This is a genomic window from Paraburkholderia metrosideri, from assembly GCF_904848625.1.
Classification (GTDB): Bacteria; Pseudomonadota; Gammaproteobacteria; order Burkholderiales; family Burkholderiaceae; genus Paraburkholderia; species Paraburkholderia metrosideri.
The window spans coordinates 41,446-64,429 of sequence record NZ_CAJHCP010000020.1; the positions used below are offsets into that span (position 1 = coordinate 41,446).

The 22,984-nt window shown below is 63.0% G+C and carries 21 protein-coding genes; 9 read left to right on the forward strand and 12 right to left on the reverse strand.

What is annotated here, in order from left to right; all coding sequences use genetic code 11:
• The first annotated feature begins 8 nt into the window (after positions 1 to 8).
• The 3 genes from LMG28727_RS31360 (at position 9) to rsmA (ending at position 3,461) form a co-directional block, all read left to right on the forward strand.
• On the forward strand, positions 9 to 1,400 hold the full coding sequence (locus LMG28727_RS31360; protein ID WP_201646193.1) for a peptidylprolyl isomerase: 1,392 nt from the start codon (positions 9 to 11) through the stop codon (positions 1,398 to 1,400).
• 14 nt (positions 1,401 to 1,414) lie between these two features.
• On the forward strand, positions 1,415 to 2,425 hold the full coding sequence (gene pdxA, locus LMG28727_RS31365) for a 4-hydroxythreonine-4-phosphate dehydrogenase PdxA (RefSeq protein ID WP_201646194.1): 1,011 nt from the start codon (positions 1,415 to 1,417) through the stop codon (positions 2,423 to 2,425).
• A 205-nt stretch (positions 2,426 to 2,630) separates the two neighbouring features.
• On the forward strand, positions 2,631 to 3,461 hold the full coding sequence (gene rsmA / locus LMG28727_RS31370) for a 16S rRNA (adenine(1518)-N(6)/adenine(1519)-N(6))-dimethyltransferase RsmA (protein ID WP_201646195.1): 831 nt from the start codon (positions 2,631 to 2,633) through the stop codon (positions 3,459 to 3,461).
• 143 nt (positions 3,462 to 3,604) lie between these two features.
• Here rsmA and LMG28727_RS31375 read toward each other — a convergent pair whose 3' ends face one another.
• Positions 3,605 to 4,543: a DMT family transporter gene (locus LMG28727_RS31375; protein WP_201646196.1), complete on the reverse strand. Its 939-nt coding sequence runs from the start codon at positions 4,541 to 4,543 to the stop codon at positions 3,605 to 3,607.
• Positions 4,544 to 5,110: 567 nt separating this feature from the next.
• Between LMG28727_RS31375 and LMG28727_RS31380 the strand changes: the two genes are divergently transcribed.
• From LMG28727_RS31380 to LMG28727_RS31390, 3 genes are all read left to right on the forward strand, one after another.
• Positions 5,111 to 6,232, forward strand: a complete 1,122-nt coding sequence (locus LMG28727_RS31380; protein ID WP_201646197.1) for a porin — start codon at positions 5,111 to 5,113, stop codon at positions 6,230 to 6,232.
• A gap of 87 nt (positions 6,233 to 6,319) precedes the next feature.
• Positions 6,320 to 6,706, forward strand: a complete 387-nt coding sequence (gene gloA, locus LMG28727_RS31385; protein ID WP_201646198.1) for a lactoylglutathione lyase — start codon at positions 6,320 to 6,322, stop codon at positions 6,704 to 6,706.
• Between the two features lie 25 nt (positions 6,707 to 6,731).
• A complete protein-coding gene (locus tag LMG28727_RS31390; RefSeq protein ID WP_201646199.1) occupies positions 6,732 to 7,130 on the forward strand; it encodes a nuclear transport factor 2 family protein in 399 nt (132 codons plus the stop codon).
• Between the two features lie 133 nt (positions 7,131 to 7,263).
• Here LMG28727_RS31390 and LMG28727_RS31395 read toward each other — a convergent pair whose 3' ends face one another.
• The 8 genes from LMG28727_RS31395 to LMG28727_RS31430 all read right to left on the reverse strand — a co-directional run bounded on the left by LMG28727_RS31395 (position 7,264) and on the right by LMG28727_RS31430 (position 16,445).
• On the reverse strand, positions 7,264 to 8,154 hold the full coding sequence (locus LMG28727_RS31395) for a M48 family metallopeptidase (RefSeq protein WP_201646200.1): 891 nt from the start codon (positions 8,152 to 8,154) through the stop codon (positions 7,264 to 7,266).
• Between the two features lie 42 nt (positions 8,155 to 8,196).
• A complete protein-coding gene (locus tag LMG28727_RS31400) occupies positions 8,197 to 8,955 on the reverse strand; it encodes a lysophospholipid acyltransferase family protein (RefSeq protein WP_201646201.1) in 759 nt (252 codons plus the stop codon).
• A gap of 58 nt (positions 8,956 to 9,013) precedes the next feature.
• A complete protein-coding gene (gene gmhB / locus LMG28727_RS31405) occupies positions 9,014 to 9,568 on the reverse strand; it encodes a D-glycero-beta-D-manno-heptose 1,7-bisphosphate 7-phosphatase (protein ID WP_201646202.1) in 555 nt (184 codons plus the stop codon).
• Positions 9,569 to 9,578: 10 nt separating this feature from the next.
• Positions 9,579 to 11,678, reverse strand: a complete 2,100-nt coding sequence (gene glyS, locus LMG28727_RS31410; protein ID WP_201646203.1) for a glycine--tRNA ligase subunit beta — start codon at positions 11,676 to 11,678, stop codon at positions 9,579 to 9,581.
• Positions 11,679 to 11,693: 15 nt separating this feature from the next.
• Positions 11,694 to 12,701 carry a glycine--tRNA ligase subunit alpha gene (gene glyQ / locus LMG28727_RS31415; protein WP_074763047.1) on the reverse strand — a complete coding sequence of 336 codons (1,008 nt, stop codon included), beginning with the start codon at positions 12,699 to 12,701 and terminating at the stop codon, positions 11,694 to 11,696.
• A 200-nt stretch (positions 12,702 to 12,901) separates the two neighbouring features.
• Positions 12,902 to 14,512: an FMN-binding glutamate synthase family protein gene (locus LMG28727_RS31420; protein WP_201646204.1), complete on the reverse strand. Its 1,611-nt coding sequence runs from the start codon at positions 14,510 to 14,512 to the stop codon at positions 12,902 to 12,904.
• Positions 14,513 to 14,742: 230 nt separating this feature from the next.
• Entirely contained in the window at positions 14,743 to 15,906 is a 1,164-nt protein-coding gene (gene mnmA / locus LMG28727_RS31425; RefSeq protein ID WP_201646205.1) for a tRNA 2-thiouridine(34) synthase MnmA, read from the reverse strand.
• A gap of 59 nt (positions 15,907 to 15,965) precedes the next feature.
• Positions 15,966 to 16,445: an NUDIX hydrolase gene (locus LMG28727_RS31430; RefSeq protein WP_201646206.1), complete on the reverse strand. Its 480-nt coding sequence runs from the start codon at positions 16,443 to 16,445 to the stop codon at positions 15,966 to 15,968.
• Between the two features lie 461 nt (positions 16,446 to 16,906).
• On the opposite strand from LMG28727_RS31430, the gene LMG28727_RS31435 reads away from it, so the two are divergent.
• The 3 genes from LMG28727_RS31435 to LMG28727_RS31445 all read left to right on the forward strand — a co-directional run bounded on the left by LMG28727_RS31435 (position 16,907) and on the right by LMG28727_RS31445 (position 19,937).
• Positions 16,907 to 18,049 carry a Re/Si-specific NAD(P)(+) transhydrogenase subunit alpha gene (locus LMG28727_RS31435; protein WP_201646207.1) on the forward strand — a complete coding sequence of 381 codons (1,143 nt, stop codon included), beginning with the start codon at positions 16,907 to 16,909 and terminating at the stop codon, positions 18,047 to 18,049.
• 101 nt (positions 18,050 to 18,150) lie between these two features.
• Positions 18,151 to 18,483 carry an NAD(P) transhydrogenase subunit alpha gene (locus tag LMG28727_RS31440; RefSeq protein WP_144144498.1) on the forward strand — a complete coding sequence of 111 codons (333 nt, stop codon included), beginning with the start codon at positions 18,151 to 18,153 and terminating at the stop codon, positions 18,481 to 18,483.
• Positions 18,483 to 19,937, forward strand: coding sequence for an NAD(P)(+) transhydrogenase (Re/Si-specific) subunit beta (locus LMG28727_RS31445; protein ID WP_201646208.1), 1,455 nt, complete (start codon positions 18,483 to 18,485; stop codon positions 19,935 to 19,937). The genes LMG28727_RS31440 and LMG28727_RS31445 overlap by 1 nt, the downstream gene beginning before the upstream one ends.
• Positions 19,938 to 20,067: 130 nt before the next feature.
• On the opposite strand, the gene LMG28727_RS31450 is transcribed toward LMG28727_RS31445, so the two are convergent.
• From LMG28727_RS31450 to LMG28727_RS31460, 3 genes are all read right to left on the reverse strand, one after another.
• Positions 20,068 to 20,808 (reverse strand): helix-turn-helix transcriptional regulator, encoded by a 741-nt coding sequence (locus tag LMG28727_RS31450; RefSeq protein ID WP_201646239.1) that lies wholly within the window; start codon positions 20,806 to 20,808, stop codon positions 20,068 to 20,070.
• A gap of 135 nt (positions 20,809 to 20,943) precedes the next feature.
• Entirely contained in the window at positions 20,944 to 21,327 is a 384-nt protein-coding gene (locus tag LMG28727_RS31455; protein ID WP_201646209.1) for a VOC family protein, read from the reverse strand.
• A gap of 231 nt (positions 21,328 to 21,558) precedes the next feature.
• Positions 21,559 to 22,851 (reverse strand): THUMP domain-containing class I SAM-dependent RNA methyltransferase, encoded by a 1,293-nt coding sequence (locus tag LMG28727_RS31460; RefSeq protein WP_201646210.1) that lies wholly within the window; start codon positions 22,849 to 22,851, stop codon positions 21,559 to 21,561.
• Positions 22,852 to 22,984: the final 133 nt, after the last annotated feature.

Consider the following 22,984-nt stretch of genomic DNA (forward strand, 5'->3'; position numbering starts at 1 on the left):
GAGTATCTGTGGCAATCATGAAAAAGCTTCGCTTGGCAACGCTTGCGGCCGGTCTTGCCGCCGCAGCGTCCTTCCTGTCGGTTGCGCCGGTTCACGCTCAGGCGCTGCCCGGCACTAACGGCAGCAGCGTCCCCGTCGCCAATAACGGTCAAACGGTCGACACTATCGCCGCAGTCGTCAACAACGGTGTCATTACACGACGTGAGCTTGACGAGCGCATGGGCCTGATCACGCACCGGCTGAATCAGCAGAACGCGCCGGTCCCGCCGCTCGACCAGTTGCGTCAACAGGTGCTCAACCAGATGGTGCTGGAGCGCATCCAGTTGCAGAAGGCGAAAGACGACGGCATCGTCGTCGACGACGCCGCCGTGCAGAAAACGCTTGAGCGTCTTGCGCAGGCGAACAACATGTCGCTCGAAATGTACCGCGCGCGGATCGAGGCGCAAGGCGTGCCCTGGACCACTTTCACCAGCGACGCGCGTACCGAACTGACGCTGTCGCGTTTGCGTGAAAAGGAAGTGGACAGCAAGATCACGGTGTCGGACGGCGAAGTGGCGAACTACATCGCCAGTCAGCGTGGCCCGAATGCGGGTGCGACCAGCGACCTGCACATTCAGCACATCTTCATCAAGGCGCCGTTGAACGCGTCCGAAACCGATATCGAAGCCGCGCAGACCAAGGCGCAGGCTTTGCTGGCCGAAGCCAAGGGCGGTGCCAATTTCGAAAAGCTCGCGAAGTCCAATTCGCAAGCGCCGGATGCGGCGAAGAACAGCGGCGATCTGGGTTTCGTGGCGCCGTCCAAACTGCCGCCTGAGTTCGTGAAGGCTGCGTCGGCCTTGCGTCCGGGCGAGATCAATCCGGATCTGGTCCGCACCAATGACGGCTTCGAAATCGTGCGCCTCGTCGAGCGCCGCGTCGGTCAGGGCAGCAGCTCGGACGCGCCGAAACTCACGCAAACGCACGTGCGTCACATCCTGCTGCGCGTCGGCGACGGCATGTCGGAGCCGCAAGCGCGTCAGAGACTGCTCGACATCAAGAGCCAGCTTGCCGCAGGCGGCGACTTCGAGAAGTTTGCCCGTACCTACTCGCAGGACGGTTCCGCGTCGCAAGGCGGTGACCTCGGCTGGATCAGCCCGGGCGAAACGGTGCCGGAATTCGAACGCGCGATGAACAACTTGCAGGATGGCCAGATCAGCGACCCGGTTCGCAGCGAATACGGCTATCACCTGATCCAGGTGCTGGGCCGCCGCGAAGCAGAAGGTTCGGTTTCGCAGCAGATGGATCTGGCGCGTCAGGCAATCGGTCAGCGCAAGGCCGAACAGGCTTACGCCGACTGGCTGCGTGAACTGCGTGACACCGCCTACGTGGAAGTGAAGCCCACGCAGGCGAGCTTGAACTAACCGTTTTAGCCATCATGACAAGCGCCGCCCCGTCCACCAGCCTGCCGTTACAGATCGCGATCACGACCGGCGAACCCGCCGGCGTCGGCCCCGAACTGACCGCGCAGGCGTTGGCCGGCGCGGCGGCGCACTGGCCCACCGCGCAGTTCACCGTGTTGGGCGATGCGAGTCTGCTCGCCGAACGTGCGCGCGCTGTGGGAGTCGATTGGGCCGCGCTGGTGGCGGACGGCAAGCGCGTACGGGTGCAGCACACGGCGCTCGGCGCGCCGTCGCTGGCGGGCCGGCTGAACGCCGCCAATGGCCGCTACGTGCTCGATCTGCTCGATAGCGCGATCGACGGCGCAGTGGCCGGCAGGTTCGACGCGATCGTGACCGCGCCGCTGCAAAAAAGCACGATCAACGACGCTGGTGTGCCGTTCACCGGCCACACCGAATATCTGGCCGAACGCACCCACACACCGCGTGTGGTGATGATGCTGGCCGGCACCGGCAAGCGGCCGCTGCGCGTGGCGCTCGCGACCACCCATTTGCCGCTGAAAGATGTCTCCGCTGCGTTGACGATCGAGAGCATTGTCGAGACGCTCTCGATCATCGACCAGGATTTGCGGAATCACTTTGGCTTACCCGCGCCGCGTATCCTCGTAACCGGGTTGAACCCGCATGCGGGCGAGAATGGTTACCTGGGCCGCGAGGAAATCGAGGTCATCACACCGGCGCTGAATCGCGCGAACGATAAAGGTATCGACGCGCGCGGTCCTTATCCGGCCGACACGCTGTTCCAGCCACGTTATCTCGAGCAGGCCGACTGCGTGCTGGCCATGTTCCACGATCAGGGTCTGCCGGTGTTGAAGTACGCCACGTTTGGCGAAGGCATCAACGTGACGCTCGGCTTGCCGATCATCCGCACCTCGGTCGATCACGGCACCGCGCTCGATCTGGCCGGCACCGGCCGCGCTGACGCGGGCAGCCTGATCGCCGCGATCGATACCGCGGTGTCGATGGCGCAGCACCGCCGCGTGGGCTGATCTGGCGCGGCAGCGGCGCAGCTTCTACTGCGTTTCGTGATGTAGCGGGATATGTCCGGCAGTGCGTGAACCGTGCCGCGCTGTTGCAGGATCTCAGGCGTGAAGCCATGACCGACGCATCGCTTGCACGGTCTGCTCACCCCAAATTCGGCGCACGACGCGCATTCTTCTCTTTAAGCAGTTTTCTTTCTTAGCGTTTTTTTCGATGTCCACCAGCAGACAGCAGCAGGGCCGCCACCAGGGTCATATCGCGCGCAAGCGTTTCGGTCAGAACTTTCTGGTCGACATGGGCGTGATCGATTCGATCGTCGACGTGATCCGGCCGCAGCGCGGCGAGCGCATGGTCGAAATCGGGCCGGGGCTCGGTGCGCTCACCGAACCGCTGATCGAGCGTCTTGCGACGCCCGAAACGCCGCTGCACGCGGTCGAACTGGACCGCGATCTGATCGGGCGCCTGAAGACCCGATTCGGCGATCTGCTCGAGCTGCATGCGGGCGACGCGCTCGCATTCGACTTCGGCTCGCTGGCCGCGCCTGGCGAGAAGGCGTCGCTGCGCATTGTCGGCAATCTGCCGTACAACATTTCGAGCCCGTTGCTGTTTCACCTGACGACGTTCGCGGATCGCGTGATCGATCAGCATTTCATGTTGCAGAACGAAGTCGTTGAGCGGATGGTCGCGGAGCCGGGCAGCAAGGCATTCAGCCGCCTCTCGGTGATGCTGCAATATCGCTACGTCATCGACAAGCAACTCGACGTGCCGCCCGAATCGTTCAACCCGCCGCCGAAGGTCGATTCCGCGATCGTGCGGATGATCCCGCACGAGTTGCACGAACTGGCGCCGGTGAACGAGCGCGTGCTCGGCGAAGTGGTGACGGCGGCGTTCTCGCAGCGTCGTAAGATGTTGCGCAACACGCTGGCGATGTATCGCGATTCGGTGGATTTCGACGCGATTGGCTTTGATCTGCAACGCCGGGCCGAAGATGTGTCGGTTGCCGAGTATGTGCAGGTGGCGCAGATCGTGGCGGAGAAGAAGTAGTTTGCGCGTGACGCGCCGCTGAGTGAGATGTCGGGCTGACGCGGGTAACTGGCCAGGCCCGCAGCCACAGAAACCAGGCATGGCGGCCGTTAGGTCAGGACTGCGCCAGGTCATCTCAGGTGTGGCCAGGCCCGACCTGTGAACTAAGCGTTGAGCCGCTTTTTCGCCGGCGCATTCACCAGCGCAATCCCGCTCAGCACCAGCGCCGCGGCCATCAGAAAGCGCGCGCTGAACGACTCGCCGAGCAGCAATACGCCGAATGTCACGCCGAACAGCGGCGTCAAAAACGAAAATACCGACAGGCGCGAAGCGATATAACGCGTCAGCAGCCAGAACCACACCAGATAGCTGACGAATGCGACGACCACCGCCTGATACGCGAGGCTCGCCAGCGCGACCGGCGTGACGTTTTCCACGCGGATCTGACCGAGCCCAAGTGCCAGCGCAAGCAGCACCACCGCCGACACCGTCAGTTGATAGAACAGCGTTTTGCTCGCGCTCGATTGAGCGAGGCAGGTTGCGCGCACCACTACGGTCGTCGCGGCCCACGCGATGCCGGCCAGTATGCCGAGCGCGTCGCCGGCTACCTCCGGGAGCGCTGATCCGCGCCCGGCGTGCCCATGCAGGAAGCCGTCGGCGAATGCCAGCGACATCCCCGCAAACGCGACAACGATGCCGATCCATTGAATGCGCCGCATCCGTTCGCCGTCGACAAACCAGTGCAGACCGAGCGCCGTAAAGCACGGCGCCGTGTACAGAAAGACCGCCATGCGCGATGCGCTGGTTAGCGTCAGTCCGAGAAAAATGCAGATGAACTCTGCGGCGAACAGCATGCCCGCGACTAGGCCGGCGCCGAGCGTGCCGTCGTCGCGAAAGAGCGGTGTACCGCGCGAGCGCGCCCAGCCCCATACGAGCACAGCCGCAATCGCGGAGCGCAAACCCGCCTGAAACACCGGCGGTAATGCCGCGTTTGTGCTCTTGATGGCCACTTGTTGAAGTCCCCAGATCGCGCACAAGCCGATCATCAACAGGATGGCGAAGCTATCCGGAGCGCGGCGGGCAGGCACGACGGCGATGCTCATGGGCGGTTGGTTGGCGTGGTGGCTGAATCAGTGAGGAACGGTGCGGTCGACAGTATCTGCTGAAGCAGGGGATCGGGCTAGTCGGCCGAATGGCTAGTCGAAGCGGCGGTCAAGGCAAAGGCGATGGCTACAGCCACAGTTAAAAGCCCGAGGCTCGACAACGCCAAAGGGCCCGCGGCCACCGTTGCAACGAGCGATCTGTCATGCCCGATTTCAGCAATACCTAACCGTCATCGCAACTCATACGATATCAAACCGCCGCCATCCGGCAGATGAAGCCCCTACGTTCTACGCGTGCTTCATACGGCCTGCAAGCTTTTGCTGATCCAGTTGCGGACTTGGCAACACCCGCGCAACACGCACCCACGACTAATTTCGTGCCGCCAACGTTTCGCGCTAAGGTGCGAATACACGTGTTTCGTCAGGCTATTCGTACGGACTGCATCACAGCAATGCCGCCACGCGTCAACGCGAAGCGCGCGCGTGCAGCACGCAGGATCAATGGGTCCTCGCTGCTTCTGCCGACGCACCCGGTCCGCGCGCGACGCCGACGGTACGAGGAACGATATGAGAAAGCTGAGCCGCTGGATGGCGAGCGTCGTGCCCGCAACCATCGCGTCATTGATCTGTCAGGCGGCGCATGCGCAGTCCAGCGTGACGCTTTACGGTGTCGTCGACGAAAGCGTGCGCTATCTGACCAACGTGAACACGGCCGGCGATGCGTCGGTTGGGCTGGGTGTCGGCGGTATCACGCAAAGCCGCTGGGGCCTGAAGGGCGTCGAGGATCTGGGCGGCGGATGGTCCACCTTCTTCAAGCTCGAAAACCGCTTCTACATCAACAGTGGGCAAAGCGATCCCACGCTGCCGTTCTTCAACGAAGCACAAGTGGGTGTGCGTTCGGATTCGTTCGGCCAGGTGATCCTGGGGCGCCAGTACAACGTGATGATCGAAGGCATCACGATAGGCGGCTACGGCAGCAATCTTTGGATTCCGTACGATTTCAGCTTCCAGCCGGAAGTGACGATGACCGGCGGCATCTGGACCAGCAACCAGGTGCAATATCAGGCGAAATACAACGGTTTTAACTTTGCGGCCGGTTACGCGTTTGGCGGCAACGCGGGCAATTCGTACGGCAGTCAGGTTGGCGCGGCCGCCGCGTACGCACCGGCGGGTGGCCCGTTCAGCGTCGGCGGCGCGTACGCGGAATCGAAGGACTCGATCAACGGCGCCGCGCTGAAAGCGTGGACGTTCGGTGGCTCGTACACGTGGAATTACACGCGCTTTTCGGCGGGCTACATCGTCAATCAGCGCGATGCGGGATTTTCTAATTTCGCCAATGGGCCGTTCTCCGCGCCTGTGCTGGCCGCGCTCAAGTACACGGATTTCGCGCGACGCCGGATGATCATGGGCGGCATCACACAGCAGGCGGGCAACGCCTGGCACTTTGCCGCCAACGTATGGCGCACGTTGCAGGATGGCACGAGCGCCGCACAGGACGGCTCGGCATGGCAGTATCAACTGGTCGCCGACTACGGCCTGTCAAAGCATACTGACGTCTATCTGGAAGGCGATTATTCGCTGTATCGCGGCGGGCTGATCGGTGCGCAACTGCAAGGCGTCAATGGCGTCGGGCTCGCGCAGAAAAGCACGCAACTCGGCCTGATGGCGGGACTGCGGCATCAGTTCTGAATGCCGCCACAGGTGTGCCGCGCTCTGCAGCGCCGCGTGATTCCGGGTACATTGACGGTCTCGTTTTCACGTAACAGGGAGTGCACAATGCGCCTGCTTCATACCATGCTCCGGGTCGGCGACCTGGATCGCTCAATTGCCTTCTACACCGAATTGCTCGGCATGAAACTGCTGCGCCGCGAAGACTATCCGGACGGCAAATTCACGCTGGCTTTCGTCGGCTACACGGATGAGCGCGACGGCACCGTCCTCGAACTGACGCACAACTGGGACACCCCGTCATACGATCTGGGCACCGGTTTCGGTCACCTCGCGGTGGAAGTTGAAGACGCGTACGCTGCGTGCGACAAGATCAAGGCGCAAGGCGGCACGGTCGTGCGCGAAGCCGGCCCGATGAAACACGGCACCACCGTCATCGCTTTCGTCACGGACCCGGACGGCTACAAGATCGAGTTCATCCAGAAGAAAAAGTAATTGGTGGGCGACCCGGTTCAACACAATGAATAACAACAATCCCTACTTCAAAGAACTCGTCGATATTCACGTTGACATTCAGGCATGGTTCGACGGCTCTGTGGATGACGGCGCGCTGCAACGAATCGTGGCGCGTTTCGCGCCGCAATTCTCGCTGGTGATGCCGTCCGGTGCCGCGCTCGATCGCAACGGTTTGAGCGAGGTGTTCGGCAAGTTGCGCGGCGCGCGCCCCGGCTCGCAAATCACGATTCGCGATATGGCGATGGTCGCGGAGTACGCGTCGGGTGCGGTGGTGACGTATCGCGAGTATCAGCGCGATAGCACGGGCAATGCGAACGTGCGGCGCTCAACAGCGGTGATGGAGCTCGATGCGCACGGCAAGGTAACGTGGCTTCATTTGCAGGAAACGCTCTGCGCGGAATGAGCGTTGAACCGGGCCGTGGGTCAGGCCGCTAGTCAGCCGCCAATCGTCACGATTGGCGGATAGCAGCTAGTTGATGATTCGAACCACCCGGCGCTTCACACCGAAGCGCCGGCTTCACAGCATGAAGGACGGCTCAAAGCGTCGGCAGCAATTCCGGCGGATGCGACTTCAAGGTCTGCCGCGCCTCGCGGAATTCCGGAAAAATCGATTCGACCGTTTGCCAGAAGCGCGGGCTGTGATTCATCTCACGCAGATGCGCGAGTTCGTGTGCGACGACGTAATCGATAATGGACAGCGGAAAATGAATCAGCCGCCAGTTCAGCCGAATCTTGCCGTCACTCGAACAACTGCCCCAGCGTGTGGCCGCCGAAGAAAGCGCATACGCGCGATAGTTCACACCCAGCTTTTCCGCATAAATAGCGAGACGTTCGCCGAACAGCCGCTTGGCTTCGCTTTGCAGCCAACCTTGCACGCGGTCTTTGATCTGCTGCGGATCGGCCTGCAACGGTAACGGCACTTGAAGAGCCGCGTTCTCAGCACTGAACACCAGCGTACCTTGCGGCGCGCCCAGTTTCACGCGCACGGGGCGACCGAGATAGGGCACCTCAGCGCCATCTTTCCAGTCGACTTTGGGCAGCGCGCGCTGTTCGACGCGCGTTTGCCATTCGATCAGCTTCGTGAAAATCCAGCGCTGCTTTTCGGTGATCGCGGTTTCGATATCGGTGAGCGTGACCCAGCGTGGTGCGGTGATCGTCAGACCGGTGCTGTCGATGGCAAAACCAATCGAGCGACGCGCCGAGCGTTTCAACGCGTAGTGCAGCGTGCGCGAACCGATGGTCAGGCTGCGCAGTTTGCTGCCGTCTGGTGCAAGCGGCGCGGCCGGCCGCTGATTGACAGACGAACCCGGTGAAGGTGCCGAGGGCGAAGGGGACGACGACGTCGACCCCGGCTCGGCGAAGAGCGGGAGATCGAGTTGCCGGTTATCGAGCGCCGCAGCGGGCTGCGACGTGGGAGACTTCTGCATCGGATTCGCTTCGCGCAATACGCCTTCGAGGGCGTGGGCGCGTCAGATTGGTGCGGCGGCGGAATCGCTTTCCGCCGCGCGGTACGCAGTAGGATCGATGCGGCGCATTTCAGCTTCGATCCACTGTTCGACGCGCGTGTTCACTTCGTCGGGCGTGAGCCCCGTTGTCTCAATCGGCTTGCCGATCGACACTGTGACTATACCCGCATATTTGAGAAACGAGTTGCGCGGCCATAGACGTCCTGCGTTATGCGCAATCGGCACGACCGGTGCGCCGGTGGCAATCGCAAAGCGCGCACCACCGGTTTTGTATTTGCCCTGCTTGCCGGTCTGCGTGCGCGTGCCTTCCGGAAACATGATGACCCAGGCGCCTTCCGCCATCCGCGCGTTGCCTTGCCGGATGACCGACTCGAACGCGTACTTGCCTTCCTTGCGGTCGATGTGAACCATCTTCAACATGCCGAGCGCCCAGCCGAAGAACGGCACGTACAGCAGTTCGCGCTTGAACACGTAGCACAACGGCTTCGGCATCAACGCGGGAAAGGCCAGCGTCTCCCATGCGGATTGATGCTTGGACAGCAGCACCGCCGGACCATCAGGCAGATTCTCGAAGCCCTCGATCCTGTAGCGGATGCCGTTGAGCCAGCGGACCGTATTCAGTGTCGCGCGGCACCAGCCGGCGGCCATCCAGTAGCGATTGTCGGCGCGCATGAACGGGAACGCGATGAAGCACGCGGTCGCGTACGGCACCGTGAACAGCACGAAGTAAATCAGCAGAAGCAAAGAACGAATGAAGCGCATCGGCGTGGTCGGTGAGAGTGGTGAACGCGCGTGACGTGGTTAGCGTGGTTGACGTGCGTTACTCGTGGGCGTCGGCGAGGAAGTCGAGCGCGAACGCACGCAGGTCGTCGTGAACGATCGTGCCTTCGGGCAGATTGCCGGCCGCGAGTGTTTTGCGGCCCTTGCCCGTCAACACCAGATGAGTCGGATGACCGAGCGCCGCGCCCGCTTGCAGATCACGTATCGCATCGCCGACGACCGGCGTATTGGCCGGCTCGACTTCGAAACGCTCGTTGATCATCTTCAGCATGCCCGGCTTCGGCTTGCGGCACTCGCAGTGATCTTCTGCCGTATGCGGGCAGAAGAACACCGCGTCGATACGGCCGCCGACCGCCGCCGCCATCCGGTGCATTTTCAGATGCATCGCATTGAGCGCGTTCATGTCGAACAGGCCGCGGCCGATGCCCGACTGGTTGGTCGCAATCGCCACGCGATAGCCGGCCTGATTCAGCCGTGCGATTGCTTCGAGCGAGCCGGGCAGGGCGACCCATTCGTCCGGCGATTTGATGAACGCGTCGGAGTCGACGTTCACCACGCCATCGCGGTCGAGGATCACCACTTTTTTGGTCGGCATGGTGCGGGGCTCAGGTGGCGAGTCGGGAGATGTCGGCGACGCAGTTCATCTGCTGATGCAGTGCGCCGAGCAGGGCCAGACGGTTAGCGCGCAACGCCAGATCTTCGGCGTTGACCATCACGTCGTTGAAGAATGTGTCGACCGGTTCACGCAACGCGGCGAGCGCGGTGAGTGCGCCCGTGTAGTCGCGTGCGGCGAGTTGCGTTTGCACGCGCGGCGCGACTTGTTCGAGTTGCGCATGCAACGCCTTTTCCGCCGCTTCGATCAGCAGCGTGACCTGCACGCCACCGGTCGCACCGCCTTCCGACTTCTTCAGGATGTTCGAGATGCGCTTGTTAGCCGCCGCGAGCGATGCCGCTTCGGCCAGTGTGGCGAACTCGCGCACGGCGTCGAGACGCGCGACGATGTCGTCGAGATGCGTCGGATTCAGTGCGAGCACCGCGTCGATTTCACCCGCTGCATAACCACGTTCGCGCAGCAAACCACGCAGGCGGTCCATGCTGAATTCGTAAATGGCTTGCGTCGAATCGGCGACGTTCGGCACCGCGGCGAATTGCGCGTAAGCGGCGCGCAGCAGTTCGACGAAGTCGACCGGCAGTTGTTTCTCGACCAGGATACGCAGCACGCCGAGCGCATGACGGCGCAGCGCAAACGGATCTTTTTCGCCGGTGGGCTGCAGGCCAATGCCCCAGATGCCGACCAGCGTTTCGAGCTTGTCGGCCAACGCGACGACAGTGCCGGTCGCGGTGGTGGGCAGTGCGTCGCCCGAGAAACGCGGCTGATAGTGCTCCGAACACGCGAGCGCGACTTCTTCCGGCTCGCCGTCGTGGCGCGCGTAGTACGTGCCCATCGTGCCTTGCAGCTCGGGAAATTCGCCGACCATGTCGGTGATCAGATCGGCCTTGGCCAGACGCGCGGCGCGCTTCGCAAGCGTGACGTCCGCGCCGGTCATGCCGGCAATCGCACCGGCCAGCGCTTCGACGCGCTCGACGCGTTGCAGCGCCGAACCCAGCTTGTTGTGATAGACGACGTTCGCGAGCAGCGGCACGCGGTCGGCGAGCGGCTTCTTCTTGTCCTGCTCGAAGAAGAACTTCGCGTCGGCCAGACGCGGACGCACCACACGTTCATTGCCTTCGACGATATCGCCCGGCGTCGACGTTTCGATGTTCGACACGATCAGGAAGCGCGAACGCAGTTTGCCGCTTGCGTCGGTCAACGCGAAGTATTTCTGGTTCGTCTGCATCGTGAGGATCAGGCATTCCTGCGGCACTTGCAGGAACTCGTCCTCGAAACGGCACGAGTAGACCACCGGCCATTCGACCAGCGACGTCACTTCGTCGAGCAGCGATTCAGGCATCACCACCTGGTCGCCATTGGCTTGCGCGAGCAGATGCGTGCGGATGGTTTCCTTGCGGTCGGCGAAATTGGCGACCACGCGGCCCTTGTGCATCAGCGTCTCGGAGTACGCGTCGGCGTGCTGGATCTGCACGAAGCCTTCGGACAGGAAGCGGTGGCCGAGCGTGGTGTCGTCGGCGTCGATGCCCAGTGCGCTGACCGGCACGACTTCGTCGCCGTGCAGCGTAGTCAGACGCTGCACCGGACGCACGAACTGCACATTGGTGCCGTCCGGACGCTGATAGGTCATCACCTTCGGAATAGGCAGCTTGGTCAGCGTTTCGTCGAGCGCGGCTTGCAGGCCGTCGGCGAGTGTCGCACCCGGCGCGGCGTAGCGCAGGAAGAACGCTTCGGCCTTGCCGTCCTGCGCGCGCTCCAGGTCGTTCACCGAGAAGTCGGGGAAGCCGAGCGCCGCCAGTTTCTTCGCGAGCGGTGCGGTGGGTTGACCGTCTTTGTCGAGGGCGACGGAAACCGGCAGCACTTTTTCGCGCACCTGTTTTTCCGGCGCAACCGCGCGGACGTTCTTGATCGTGACCGCGAGACGGCGCGGCGTTGCATAACGCTCGAACGACACTTCGCCGTCGATCAGATCGCGCGCCGCGAGGCGCTGCGCAATGCCTTCAGCGAACGCGTCGCCGAGACGCGCGAGTGCTTTCGGCGGCAGTTCTTCGGTCAACAGTTCGACGAGCAGGGTAGCTTGATGGGGTTGAGTCATTTGGTGATGTTCTCGTCAGTCCGGGTCGATCTTGCGTTCGACTTTCAGCGGCGGCGCCCATGCAGGCATCGCGGCATCTTGCGCGTCGGTGGTGAGGCCAGGCACGCCGTGCACCGGATTGCCGAGCATCGGGAAGCCGAGCTTTTCGCGCGACTCGTAGTAAGCCTGGGCGACCAGACGCGACAACGCGCGAATCCGGCCGATATACGCCGCGCGTTCCGTGACCGAAATGGCGCCGCGTGCGTCGAGCAGGTTGAATGTATGACCGGCTTTCAGCACGAGTTCATAGGCGGGCAGCGCGATCTGCGCTTCGATCATGCGCTTCGCTTCCGCTTCGTAGCTGTTGAAGAACGTGAACAGCAGGTCGACGTTCGCGTGCTCGAAGTTGTACGTGGACTGTTCGACTTCGTTCTGGTGATACACGTCGCCGTAAGTCAGACGACGGATTTCCGGGCCGTTCGGGCCTTGCTCTTCCCATTCGGTCCACACGAGGTCGTAGACGTTTTCGACCTTCTGCAGATACATGGCGAGGCGCTCGAGGCCATACGTGATTTCGCCGAGCACCGGCTTGCAATCCAGACCGCCGACTTGCTGGAAGTACGTGAATTGCGTCACTTCCATGCCGTTCAGCCACACTTCCCAGCCGAGGCCCCATGCGCCGAGCGTGGGATTTTCCCAGTCGTCTTCGACGAAACGCACGTCGTTCTGCTTCAGGTCGAAGCCGAGTGCTTCGAGCGAGCCGAGGTACAGGTCGAGGATGTTTTCCGGCGCCGGCTTGAGGACCACCTGGTACTGGTAGTAATGCTGCAGACGGTTCGGGTTTTCGCCATAACGGCCGTCTTTCGGACGACGCGACGGCTGCACATAAGCGGCGCGCCACGGCTCGGGGCCGATGGCGCGCAGAAACGTATGAACGTGGGACGTGCCCGCGCCGACTTCCATGTCGATCGGCTGGAGCAACGCGCAACCCTGCTTGTCCCAGTAGGACTGCAGCGTCAGGATGATTTGCTGAAACGTGAGCATGAAGTGCCTTTCGGGCAGTGGGCCGACCCGCGAGGCGCCGAAGCGCACGGGATGGCCGTGGAGCGAAGTGCTAAACCGTAGATTTTAACGGAAAGGGAAGGGGGTGTCCGTTTTGCGGGGTCGGACGCGAAGGTGTGCGGTTTTTGAACGACAAAGGGCCGCGTGTTGCGGCCCTCTGCTGATCGGTGATGGCGTCTCTGTTACGTCGCCGCCAATTCCACCTTCGGTGAAAACGAGTCGCTTTGCGCGACCGGCCAGTACTTTTCGAACAGCGAATAGCGATACTTGCCGTTAATCAGATCGTTCGGGTCCAGATACTTCAGCAACTCCGACATCAGCCGCACCTCATGCGACGACACGCGCCGCACGATGTGATGCGCGCGCAATTCCGCTGGATGCTTTAGCCCCGCCGCCTGAATGATCTCCTTCAGCGCATGCAGCGTGTTGTGGTGGAAGTTGAATACGCGGTCGGCCTTGTCCGGCACGACCAGCGCGCGCTGACGCACCGGGTCTTGCGTTGCGACGCCGGTCGGGCAGCGGCCGGTGTGGCAGGTCTGCGCCTGGATGCAGCCGACCGCGAACATGAAGCCGCGCGCCGCGTTGACCCAGTCGGCGCCGATCGCGAGCGTCTTGGTGATATCGAACGCGGTGATCATCTTGCCGCTCGCGCCGATGCGAATCCGCTGACGCAGGCCGATCCCGACCAGCGTGTTGTGAACCAGCAGCAGACCTTCCTGCAACGGCACGCCGACGTGATCGGTGAACTCCAGCGGCGCGGCGCCAGTGCCGCCTTCCGCGCCATCCACGACGATGAAGTCCGGCAGAATCCCGGTTTCCAGCATCGCCTTCGCAATGCCGAAGAATTCCCATGGATGCCCGATACACAGCTTGAAGCCGGTCGGTTTGCCGCCGGACAGCGTGCGCAAACGGTCGACGAATTCGAGCAGGCCACGCGGCGTCGAGAACTCGGAGTGCGTGGCGGGCGAGATGCAATCGCGGCCCATCGGCACGCCGCGCGTTTCGGCGATTTCCGGCGTGATCTTCGCTGCGGGCAGCACGCCGCCGTGACCGGGCTTCGCGCCTTGCGACAGCTTCACTTCGATCATCTTCACTTGCGGCTCGGCGGCCTGCTTCGCGAATTTTTCCGCGCTAAAGGTGCCGTCGTCGTTGCGGCACCCAAAGTAACCTGACGCAATTTCCCAGATGATGTCGCCGCCATGTTCGCGGTGATATTTCGACATCGAGCCTTCGCCGGTGTCGTGCGCGAAGTTGCCTTTCTTCGCGCCGAGGTTCAGCGCCATGATCGCGTTCGCCGACAGCGAGCCGAAGCTCATTGCGGAGACGTTGAAGATCGACATCGAATACGGTTGCGCGCGATCCGGTCCGACGACCACGCGGAAGTCGTGGTTATCGAGCGTGGTCGGCGCGAGCGAGTGGCTGATCCATTCATGCGCGACGGCCTTGACGTCGAGTTCGGTGCCATACGGGCGGCTGTCCACGTCGTTCTTCGCACGCTGATAAACGATGCTGCGCTGGACGCGCGAGAACGGCTTTTCGTCGGTATCGTTTTCAACGAAATACTGGCGGATTTCCGGCCGAATGAATTCGAACATGAAACGGAAATGGCCCCACAGCGGATAGTTGCGCAGAATCGCGTGGCGCTGCTGCGTGAGGTCGAACAGGCCGAGCGCGACGAGCGCGAGCGGCACGACGACGCAAAGCCACGAAAGCTGGTGAGTGACGGCGAGCACCGTGCAGACGGCCAGCAGCGCAACTGCGCACCACATGGCCAGATAACGTCGAGAAAACATGGGGACTCCAGTGCAGTGAAGATCGTCACGGCGGGATCGTCGACGCTGTCGGCGCAGACGGAATCCGCCGCGAGGGAAAACTGATGGCTGCTTGTTATGGTGAAGCTAGCCCCGGCTGGGAACGCCGAAGCGTGGGTGCGGCGTGCAGACGGCACGCCCGGTGAAAAACACAAAGATGAAGCCACGCGGGCGAGTGTGACCAGACCTCACGACTCGCCGGCGCCCGAGATTTAACGCCCGCCCAGCAGCGCCGCCTTTTGCGGCTGACGCGCGACCGGCTGCCCCGTCACCGCATGTTCGATGATGCCGCCGCCCAGGCATACGTCGCCATCGTAGAGCACCGCCGATTGCCCCGGTGTGACAGCCCACTGCGCGGTATCGAAAGTCAGTTCGAAAAGGCCTTTGCCGTCGCCGTTTGCCGGGTTGATCTTCGCCGCGTTGAAGGTGCACGGCGCATCCGCCTGGCGGTAACGCGTTTTCGCACCGCCTGTAAAGCCTTCCGCCGGCGGCTCGCCTGCGACCCAACTCGTGTTGCCGGCGCTCAGCGTATGGCTCAGCAGCCACGAATGATCGTGCCCTTGCGCGACATAAAGCGTGTTCGACGGAATGTCTTTGCCGGCCACGAACCACGGTTCGCCGCTGCCGTCCTTGCTGCCGCCGAGGCCGATGCCCTTGCGCTGACCGAACGTGTAGAACGCGAGGCCGATGTGTTCGCCGACTACTTTGCCGTCGGTGGTTTTCATCGGGCCTGGTTGGGTCGGCAGATAGCGGTTCAGGAAGTCGCGGAACGGCCGTTCGCCGATAAAGCAGATACCGGTCGAATCCTTCTTCTTCGCATTCGGCAACGCGATCTGTTCAGCGATCTCGCGCACCTTGGTCTTCGGGATCTCGCCCAACGGGAACAGCGTCTTCGACAACTGCGCCTGATTCAGCCGATGCAGAAAGTACGACTGATCTTTCGTATGGTCGAACGCCTTCAGCAGTTCGAAGCGGCCGTTGTTCTCGCGCACGCGCGCATAGTGGCCGGTCGCGATGGTTTCCGCGCCGAGCGACATCGCGTGATCGAGGAACGCTTTGAACTTGATTTCGGCGTTGCACAGCACGTCCGGATTCGGCGTGCGGCCGGCCGAGTATTCGCGCAGGAATTCGGCGAACACGCGGTCTTTGTATTCGGACGCGAAATTCACCGCTTCGACGTCGATGCCGATCAGATCCGCGACCGACACCACGTCGATCCAGTCCTGCCGCGTCGAGCAGTATTCGCTGTCGTCGTCGTCTTCCCAGTTTTTCATGAACAGGCCGACCACGTCGTAGCCCTGTTCCTTCAGCAGCCACGCGGTAACCGACGAATCGACGCCGCCCGACATGCCTACTACGACTTTCTGCTTGCTCATAAGGTGCTCACTGGGTGCTGCATCACTGCATGGATCGTGGGGATGGCCGCTCGTGACGGCTACCTTTTTTGCCCGACCGAATGCGTATGCACGAAGTCGAGCGGGAAACGCCGGCCTGCGAGGTAATCGTCGATGCATTGCATGACGAGCGGCGTGCGATGCCGTTCGGGACAGGCGCGCAATTCGTCGGCGCTCATCCACAAAGTACGGACGATATCGGGGTCGAGTGCGCGCGCCGCGTCGGGTTCGCCGCCTGCGCCGCAATAGGTGAAGCGCAAATACGTGACGCCCTCGCTGCCGGGCCGCTCGAAATGGGTCATATACATGCCGACCAGCGCCTCGGGCGCGAACGGATGGGCCGTTTCTTCGAGCGTTTCGCGGATCACCGCGTCCAGCAGCGATTCGCCCGCCTCCAGATGGCCCGCGGGCTGGTTCAGACGCAAGCCGTCGACGGTATGTTCCTCGACGACGAGAAAGCGCCCGTCACGCTCGACGATCGCCGCCACGGTGACGTGCGGCAGCCAGGTTTCCGGTTTCATGGGTGCGCATTTTACCGTTTATAGGCCTGGGCTGCCGGGAAGCGGGCCGGGGAGGGTCGGACTGATACGCCGGGCAATGCACGCCGATGGCCGTGGCTGGCGGAGCTTGCTTCGCCCTAGCGGGGCAACCACGGTTCCAGGCGGCCACGTGGGGCGAACCGCGCCGGCCGCGACAGCCATGATGCTCAGCCCCAGACTGGCTAAGCAAGATTAGCCGCAAACCATCGGCGCCAGCGTAGCGCAAACCGGCACGGCGCAAACCCGCACGGCGCATAGCGAGAAACCGAGAGGATGCAACCCACCCTCCACAATGCCCGTTGAATCCCGAACGCCCCCGTATTGTCCCCGGTTTCGACCAATAATCGGTTTCGGTTACAGTGGGGCGTTAGCCGTTGCACTTGCAAGCCGGCGTGCCTCGTCGGCGGAACTGTCGTCAAACAGGAAGTCGAGGAGGAACAACGATGCACATCGGAGTGCCAGCCGAGACGCGCGCGCACGAAACCCGTGTCGCCGCGACGCCTGAAACGGTCAAGAAATACGTGGGCCAGGGTCATCGGGTCACGATCCAGAGCGGCGCCGGCGCCGGCGCGAGCTTTCCTGACGACGCCTTTACAGCCGCCGGCGCGGAAATCGTCGACGCGGCAAGCGCTTTCGGCGCCGATCTCATTCTCAAAGTCCAGTCGCCTACCGATTCCGAGTTGCCGCTGCTAAAGCGCGGCGCGACGCTGGTCGGCATGCTCGATCCCTTTAACGCCGACAACGCGCAGAAGCTCGCCACGGCGGGCGTCACCGCGTTTGCGCTCGAAGCCGCGCCGCGCACCACGCGCGCGCAGAGCCTGGACGTGCTGTCGTCGCAGGCGAACATTGCCGGGTACAAGGCGGTGTTGCTGGCGGCAACGCTGTACCCCCGTTTCATGCCGATGCTGATGACCGCCGCCGGCACCGTCAAAGCCGCGCGCGTGCTGATTCTCGGCGCGGGCGTCGCCGGTCTGCAGGCGATCGCGACGGCCAAGCGCCTCGGCGCGGTGATCGAAGCGTCGGACGTGCGGCCTGCGGTGAAAGAGCAGATCGAATCGCTCGGCGCCAAATTTCTCGACGTGCCCTACGAAACCGACGAGGAGCGCGAAGCCGCGCAGGGCGTCGGCGGCTATGCGCGGCCGATGCCGCCTTCGTGGCTCGCGCGCCAATCCGCGCTGGTCCACGAGCGTGCGAAACAGGCCGACATCGTGATCTCCACCGCGTTGATTCCAGGGCGCGCTGCACCGACGCTGATCTCGGTCGACACCGTGCAGGCGATGAAGCCGGGCTCGGTGCTGGTCGATCTCGCCGCCGGACGCGGGGCGCAATACGAGGGCCAGCGCGGCGGCAACTGTCCGCTGACGGAGGCGGACAAGGTCGTCACCAAACACGGCGTGCAGATCGTCGGTTATACGAATCTGGCGTCGATGGTGCCCGCCGATGCGTCGTCGCTCTACGCGCGCAACCTGCTCGACTTCCTCAAGCTGATCATCACGAAGGAAGGCACGTTGAACATCGATCTCGCGGACGACATCGTCGCGGCCACGCTGCTGGCCCGCGACGGCGAAGTCACCCGCAAGGGCTGAGCAACAGGGATGCATAGGACCGGCGCAGGTGCGTTGCAGGGTCAACAGCGAACGCACTCACTCCGGTCGACCGCCATAAATTGCATGGGAGGCGAGCGGCAATGGAAGTCATCAACCACACCGTCATCAACCTGATCATCTTCGTGCTGGCGATCTACGTCGGCTACCACGTTGTCTGGAACGTCACGCCCGCGCTGCACACGCCGCTGATGGCGGTGACCAACGCGATTTCGGCGATCGTGATCGTCGGCGCGATGCTCGCGGCGGGCCTCACGCTGGGTACGCCCGGCAAGTTCTTTGGCACCGTTGCCGTCGCGCTCGCGGCGGTCAACGTGTTCGGCGGCTTTCTCGTCACGAGGCGAATGCTGGAGATGTTCCGCAAGAAAGAGCCGAAGAAGCTCATCGCCGACAAGACCGCCAAGGAGAACGCGTAATGAGCCTGAACGTCGTCACGCTGCTTTATCTGGTCGCGTCGGTCTGTTTCATTCAGGCGCTCAAAGGGCTGTCCAATCCGAAGACGGCGCGCGTCGGCAATACCTTCGGTATGGCCGGGATGGCGATTGCGATTCTCACGACCATCGCGCTGATCATCAAGGAGGCCAACGGGCTCGGTTCGAATCTCGGCCTGGGACTGGGTCTGCTGCTGGTCGCACTGGTGGTCGGCGGCGCGGTCGGCTCGTTCGTCGCGGCGCGTGTCGAGATGACCAAGATGCCCGAACTGGTCGCCGCGATGCACTCGCTGATCGGTCTCGCCGCTGTCTGCATCGCGTACGCGGTGGTATCGGAGCCGGCCGCGTTCGGCCTCGTCGATCCGGAATATCCGGTGCCGGGGTTCCTGCCGTTCGGCAATCGCATCGAACTGTTTATCGGCACGTTCGTCGGCGCGATTACGTTCTCGGGGTCGGTGATCGCGTTCGGCAAGCTGTCGGGTAAATACAAGTTCCGGCTGTTTCAGGGCGCACCGGTCGTGTACGGCGGCCAGCATCTGATCAACCTGATGCTCGCGATCGCGATGCTCGGCTTCGGCGTGATCTTCTTCCTCACGCAGGCGTGGCTGCCGTTCATCATCATGACGATCATTGCGTTCGTGCTCGGCGTGCTGATCATCATCCCGATTGGCGGCGCGGACATGCCGGTCGTCGTGTCGATGCTGAACTCGTATTCGGGCTGGGCGGCGGCGGGCATCGGCTTCTCGCTGAACAATCCGATGCTGATCATCGCGGGCTCGCTGGTCGGGTCGTCGGGTGCGATTCTGTCGTACATCATGTGCCGCGCGATGAACCGCTCGTTCTTCAACGTGATTCTCGGCGGCTTCGGTAATGAGGCGGGTGCGGCGGTGGCCGGCGGGTCGGCGGAACAGCGTCCGGTGAAATCCGGTTCTGCCGACGACGCATCGTTCATGCTCGGCAATGCCGAAACCGTGGTGATCGTGCCGGGTTACGGGCTGGCGGTTGCGCGTGCGCAGCATGCGTTGAAGGAGTTGACCGACAAGCTGGTCGAGAAGGGCATCGAGGTGAAGTACGCGATTCACCCAGTGGCCGGACGGATGCCGGGGCACATGAACGTGCTGCTCGCCGAAGCCGAAGTGCCGTACGACATGGTCTATGAAATGGACGACATCAACGGTGAGTTTGGCCAGGTCGACGTGGTGCTGGTGCTCGGCGCAAACGACGTGGTGAATCCGGCCGCGAAGAACGATCCGAAGTCGCCGATTGCGGGGATGCCGATTATCGAGGCATATAAGGCGCGCACGGTCATCGTGAACAAGCGCTCGATGGCGGCGGGTTATGCCGGGCTCGACAACGACCTGTTCTACATGGACAAGACGATGATGGTGTTCGGCGACGCGAAGAAGGTGATCGAGGACATGGTGAAAGCGGTGGAATGACGGTCTCTGGCGTCGCGGGTTGCAGAGCAACGGACCCGCGATTTTCAGTTCAAGCTGCTGTACAAGAAGATCCGGACCGCCGCTTGCGTAAAGAATGTTCGCGGGCCCATCGGGTGGAGCTCCGCGATCTTCACGTCGGCTTCTTCTTCACATGCCGCAACCAATCCGCAAGCCGTCTGCCTTCCTGATCCGGATACTGCTCCAGCACCCGAAGGTCGGCCATCTTTTCCAGCGAGAAATTGCGGAAGTCGCCGCGCAATTCGCACCACGCGCCGAGCGTCCAGCGCGCGCCCCAATAGGCGAGCGCGAGCGGCCAGACGCGGCGCTCGGTCGCCGCCTGATTGGCGTCGGTGTACGCAAAGCCGACGACGTGTCGTGAGTCGATCGCGCGATGCAGCGCGTCCAGTTGCGTGGAAAATTCCCCCTTGATGTGAAACGACGGCGCGAAGATCGCCAGCCTCTCGATCGTCGCGCGTTTGTCGGCGGGCATCGCCGATGCGATCTTGGCCAACGCCCCACGCGCGCCGCTCGCGAAATCCGCGCCGCCCCACGATTCGAGCATGCGTGCGCCCGCGGCCAGTGCGGCGAGTTCATCGACGGTGAAGGTGAGCGGCGGCAGACTCGCCGCGCGGCTCAGCCGGTAGCCGATACCGGCTTCGCCTTCAATCGGCACGCCCGACAGTTGCAGATCGCGAACATCGCGATAAACCGTGCGTAACGAGATGTGCAGCCAGTCGGCGAGTTGTTGCGCGGTGGTCAGACGCCGTCCGCGCAGCAGTTCGGCGATCTGGAACAGGCGGTCGGCGCGGCGCGTCATCGTGGGCGTCTTGTAGAAAAGGACGGGGACGGTCCCGCGATGATAGCGCCGCATGCTGCGCTCGGGTTCGGGTTCGGGTTCGGGTTCGCGATGGCGAGGCGGTTGCGCAATGCGATGCTTCGTCAGCATCGGCGCGTGCAGGTACACGTGCGGCCGAGCCGCTTGCCGCGACGCGAACCCTATCGCGAGTCAACCGTTGGTGAGCGAATGCAGGCCGACGCGGTTGCCTTCCGTGTCGATAAAAAACGCGATGTAGCCAATGTCCTGCGGCAGCTTGATCACCGGGCCATCGGTCTTGCCACCGGCTTTTTCGATGCGGGCAAGAACGGCGTCGACGCTTGGCTGCGCATTCAGATAGACGCACACGCCGCCGCTGGCCGGTTTCATCGACGGATTGTGGACGATGGCGCCGCCCGTGGCGGGCTCCTCGTAGCTGAATACGGCGATTGGCTGATCGCCGAATTGCTGGCGATTGAGCGGGGTGCCGAGAGCGGCTTCATAGAAACGCACGGCGCGATCGAAATCGACAGAAGGAATTTCGAACCAAGCAACGACTTTGGATGAGGTGGACATGACACTTTCTCCCTGCAAGGTGGACGGCGGGTCAGCCGCGTGAATCGCCGGATGGCGTGCAAAGAAGTGTGCAGGGGGGCTACTGACAGCGTGGTGTCAGTAGGGGCAGCAGCAAAGCGTCAGTAGCGCAGGCAGCCAGGGCTTGAGCGTCGGTCGAAAAAAAACCGCGTAGCCTGAAGGCCCCACGGTTTTCGTTGTCTATGCGACCGCGCGCATCAGGCGCGCTCCGCCTCACTCGGTCGGCGTAGCATTCTGCGGACGCTGACGCACGCTACCTGCGATCAGATCGAAGCGGAACAGGCGGCATTCCAGTGCGCCGTTGAACAGCGGCGTTTTCGTCGATTCACGCAGACGCAACTGCCCCGGCAGCTTGCGATCCGACGTAAGAATGAACGCATGCCAGCCGGTGAAGCGCTGCTTCAACGCGTCGCCAAGCGACTGGAAAAACTCGCTGTCCGGCGCCTCTTCCTGAACGCGGCGGAAGCTGTCGTCGTCGCGATTCTCACGATTGCCGCGACCTTCGCGAAGCTCACCACGCGCATTGCGCCCGCGCACTTCGATCCGCTCGCCGTACGGCGGATTCGCCACCAGGATGCCCGCATCGGAACTCGGCGGCGTCATGCCGCGCGCGTCGACCTGCTTGAGCGGAATGTTCGGCAAGCCGGCGCGCTGGAAGTTGGCGCGCGCCTTGTCGAGCATGTCGCCGGAAATATCGCTGCCAAAAATCTGCAGATCGGCGCGCGAGGTGCGCGCTGCGTGTTTGGCGTCCAGCGCGGCGGCCTTCAACGTCTGCCAGGTCTTTGCTTCGTATTGCTTGAGCCGCTCGAAGCCGAAGCTCCGGTCCGCGCCCGGGGCAATGTTCAGCGCGACCTGCGCGGCTTCCGCGAGGAACGTGCCGCTCCCGCACATCGGGTCATACAGCGGCGTGCCGGCGGTCCAGCCGGTCAGACGCAGAATGCCCGCGGCGAGGTTCTCGCGCAGCGGCGCCGCGCCCTTGTCGAGACGCCAGCCGCGCTTGAACAGCGGGTCGCCGGAGGTGTCGAGATACAGCGTGCAGTCGGTCGCGGTCAGGAACGCGAACACGCGGACATCGGGGTTGCCCGTGTCGATGCTGGGCCGCGCGCCGCTGACTTCACGCAGACGGTCGCAGATCGCATCCTTCACACGCAGCGTGGTGAATTCGAGGCTGCGCAACGGCGACTTGATCGCGGTGACGTCGACCCGCAGCGTTTCGTTCGCCGAGAACCACTGTTCCCAGCGCTGTTCGACGGCAAGCGCGTAAATATCCTGCTCGCTGCGATACGGCCGATGCGCGATCTTCAGCAGCACGCGGCTCGCGAGACGCGAATGCAGGTTGGCGGCCATGCCGGCGGCCCAGCCTCCGCGGAAATGCACGCCGCCTGGCACTTGCGCACCGGCGACGAATTGCGCGCCGTTCAGATGGTTGGCGGCAATTTCGGCGAGTTCAGCCGCAAGCGAGGCTTCAAGGCCGCGAGGGCAAGGGAGGAAGAAATCGAAGGACATTGAGGTTGCCGGAGGGCGTTAGATAAGGCGCTATTGTACGCGGTCAGGGTGGCGCGCCATGTGCGATTGCCTGGACGCCTGCGTAGGCAGTGCGGTGCGGCGCCGTAGCGATGAGCGGCGGCGACCCGTCGCG

What these genes read in the sequence shown, in the direction of transcription:
- rsmA (WP_201646195.1), top strand. Translation starts at nt 2,631, where the DNA reads ATGTCCACCAGCAGACAGCAGCAGGGCCGCCACCAGGGTCATATCGCG.
- gmhB (WP_201646202.1), bottom strand. Translation starts at nt 9,568, where the DNA reads ATGCCGACCAAAAAAGTGGTGATCCTCGACCGCGATGGCGTGGTGAAC.
- LMG28727_RS31440 (WP_144144498.1), top strand. Translation starts at nt 18,151, where the DNA reads ATGGAAGTCATCAACCACACCGTCATCAACCTGATCATCTTCGTGCTG.
- mnmA (WP_201646205.1), bottom strand. Translation starts at nt 15,906, where the DNA reads ATGAGCAAGCAGAAAGTCGTAGTAGGCATGTCGGGCGGCGTCGATTCG.
- LMG28727_RS31380 (WP_201646197.1), top strand. Translation starts at nt 5,111, where the DNA reads ATGAGAAAGCTGAGCCGCTGGATGGCGAGCGTCGTGCCCGCAACCATC.
- LMG28727_RS31450 (WP_201646239.1), bottom strand. Translation starts at nt 20,808, where the DNA reads ATGCGGCGCTATCATCGCGGGACCGTCCCCGTCCTTTTCTACAAGACG.
- LMG28727_RS31420 (WP_201646204.1), bottom strand. Translation starts at nt 14,512, where the DNA reads ATGTTTTCTCGACGTTATCTGGCCATGTGGTGCGCAGTTGCGCTGCTG.
- LMG28727_RS31390 (WP_201646199.1), top strand. Translation starts at nt 6,732, where the DNA reads ATGAATAACAACAATCCCTACTTCAAAGAACTCGTCGATATTCACGTT.
- LMG28727_RS31445 (WP_201646208.1), top strand. Translation starts at nt 18,483, where the DNA reads ATGAGCCTGAACGTCGTCACGCTGCTTTATCTGGTCGCGTCGGTCTGT.
- glyS (WP_201646203.1), bottom strand. Translation starts at nt 11,678, where the DNA reads ATGACTCAACCCCATCAAGCTACCCTGCTCGTCGAACTGTTGACCGAA.
- LMG28727_RS31435 (WP_201646207.1), top strand. Translation starts at nt 16,907, where the DNA reads ATGCACATCGGAGTGCCAGCCGAGACGCGCGCGCACGAAACCCGTGTC.
- pdxA (WP_201646194.1), top strand. Translation starts at nt 1,415, where the DNA reads ATGACAAGCGCCGCCCCGTCCACCAGCCTGCCGTTACAGATCGCGATC.
- glyQ (WP_074763047.1), bottom strand. Translation starts at nt 12,701, where the DNA reads ATGCTCACGTTTCAGCAAATCATCCTGACGCTGCAGTCCTACTGGGAC.
- LMG28727_RS31375 (WP_201646196.1), bottom strand. Translation starts at nt 4,543, where the DNA reads ATGAGCATCGCCGTCGTGCCTGCCCGCCGCGCTCCGGATAGCTTCGCC.
- LMG28727_RS31460 (WP_201646210.1), bottom strand. Translation starts at nt 22,851, where the DNA reads ATGTCCTTCGATTTCTTCCTCCCTTGCCCTCGCGGCCTTGAAGCCTCG.
- gloA (WP_201646198.1), top strand. Translation starts at nt 6,320, where the DNA reads ATGCGCCTGCTTCATACCATGCTCCGGGTCGGCGACCTGGATCGCTCA.
- LMG28727_RS31400 (WP_201646201.1), bottom strand. Translation starts at nt 8,955, where the DNA reads ATGCGCTTCATTCGTTCTTTGCTTCTGCTGATTTACTTCGTGCTGTTC.
- LMG28727_RS31430 (WP_201646206.1), bottom strand. Translation starts at nt 16,445, where the DNA reads ATGAAACCGGAAACCTGGCTGCCGCACGTCACCGTGGCGGCGATCGTC.
- LMG28727_RS31395 (WP_201646200.1), bottom strand. Translation starts at nt 8,154, where the DNA reads ATGCAGAAGTCTCCCACGTCGCAGCCCGCTGCGGCGCTCGATAACCGG.
- LMG28727_RS31455 (WP_201646209.1), bottom strand. Translation starts at nt 21,327, where the DNA reads ATGTCCACCTCATCCAAAGTCGTTGCTTGGTTCGAAATTCCTTCTGTC.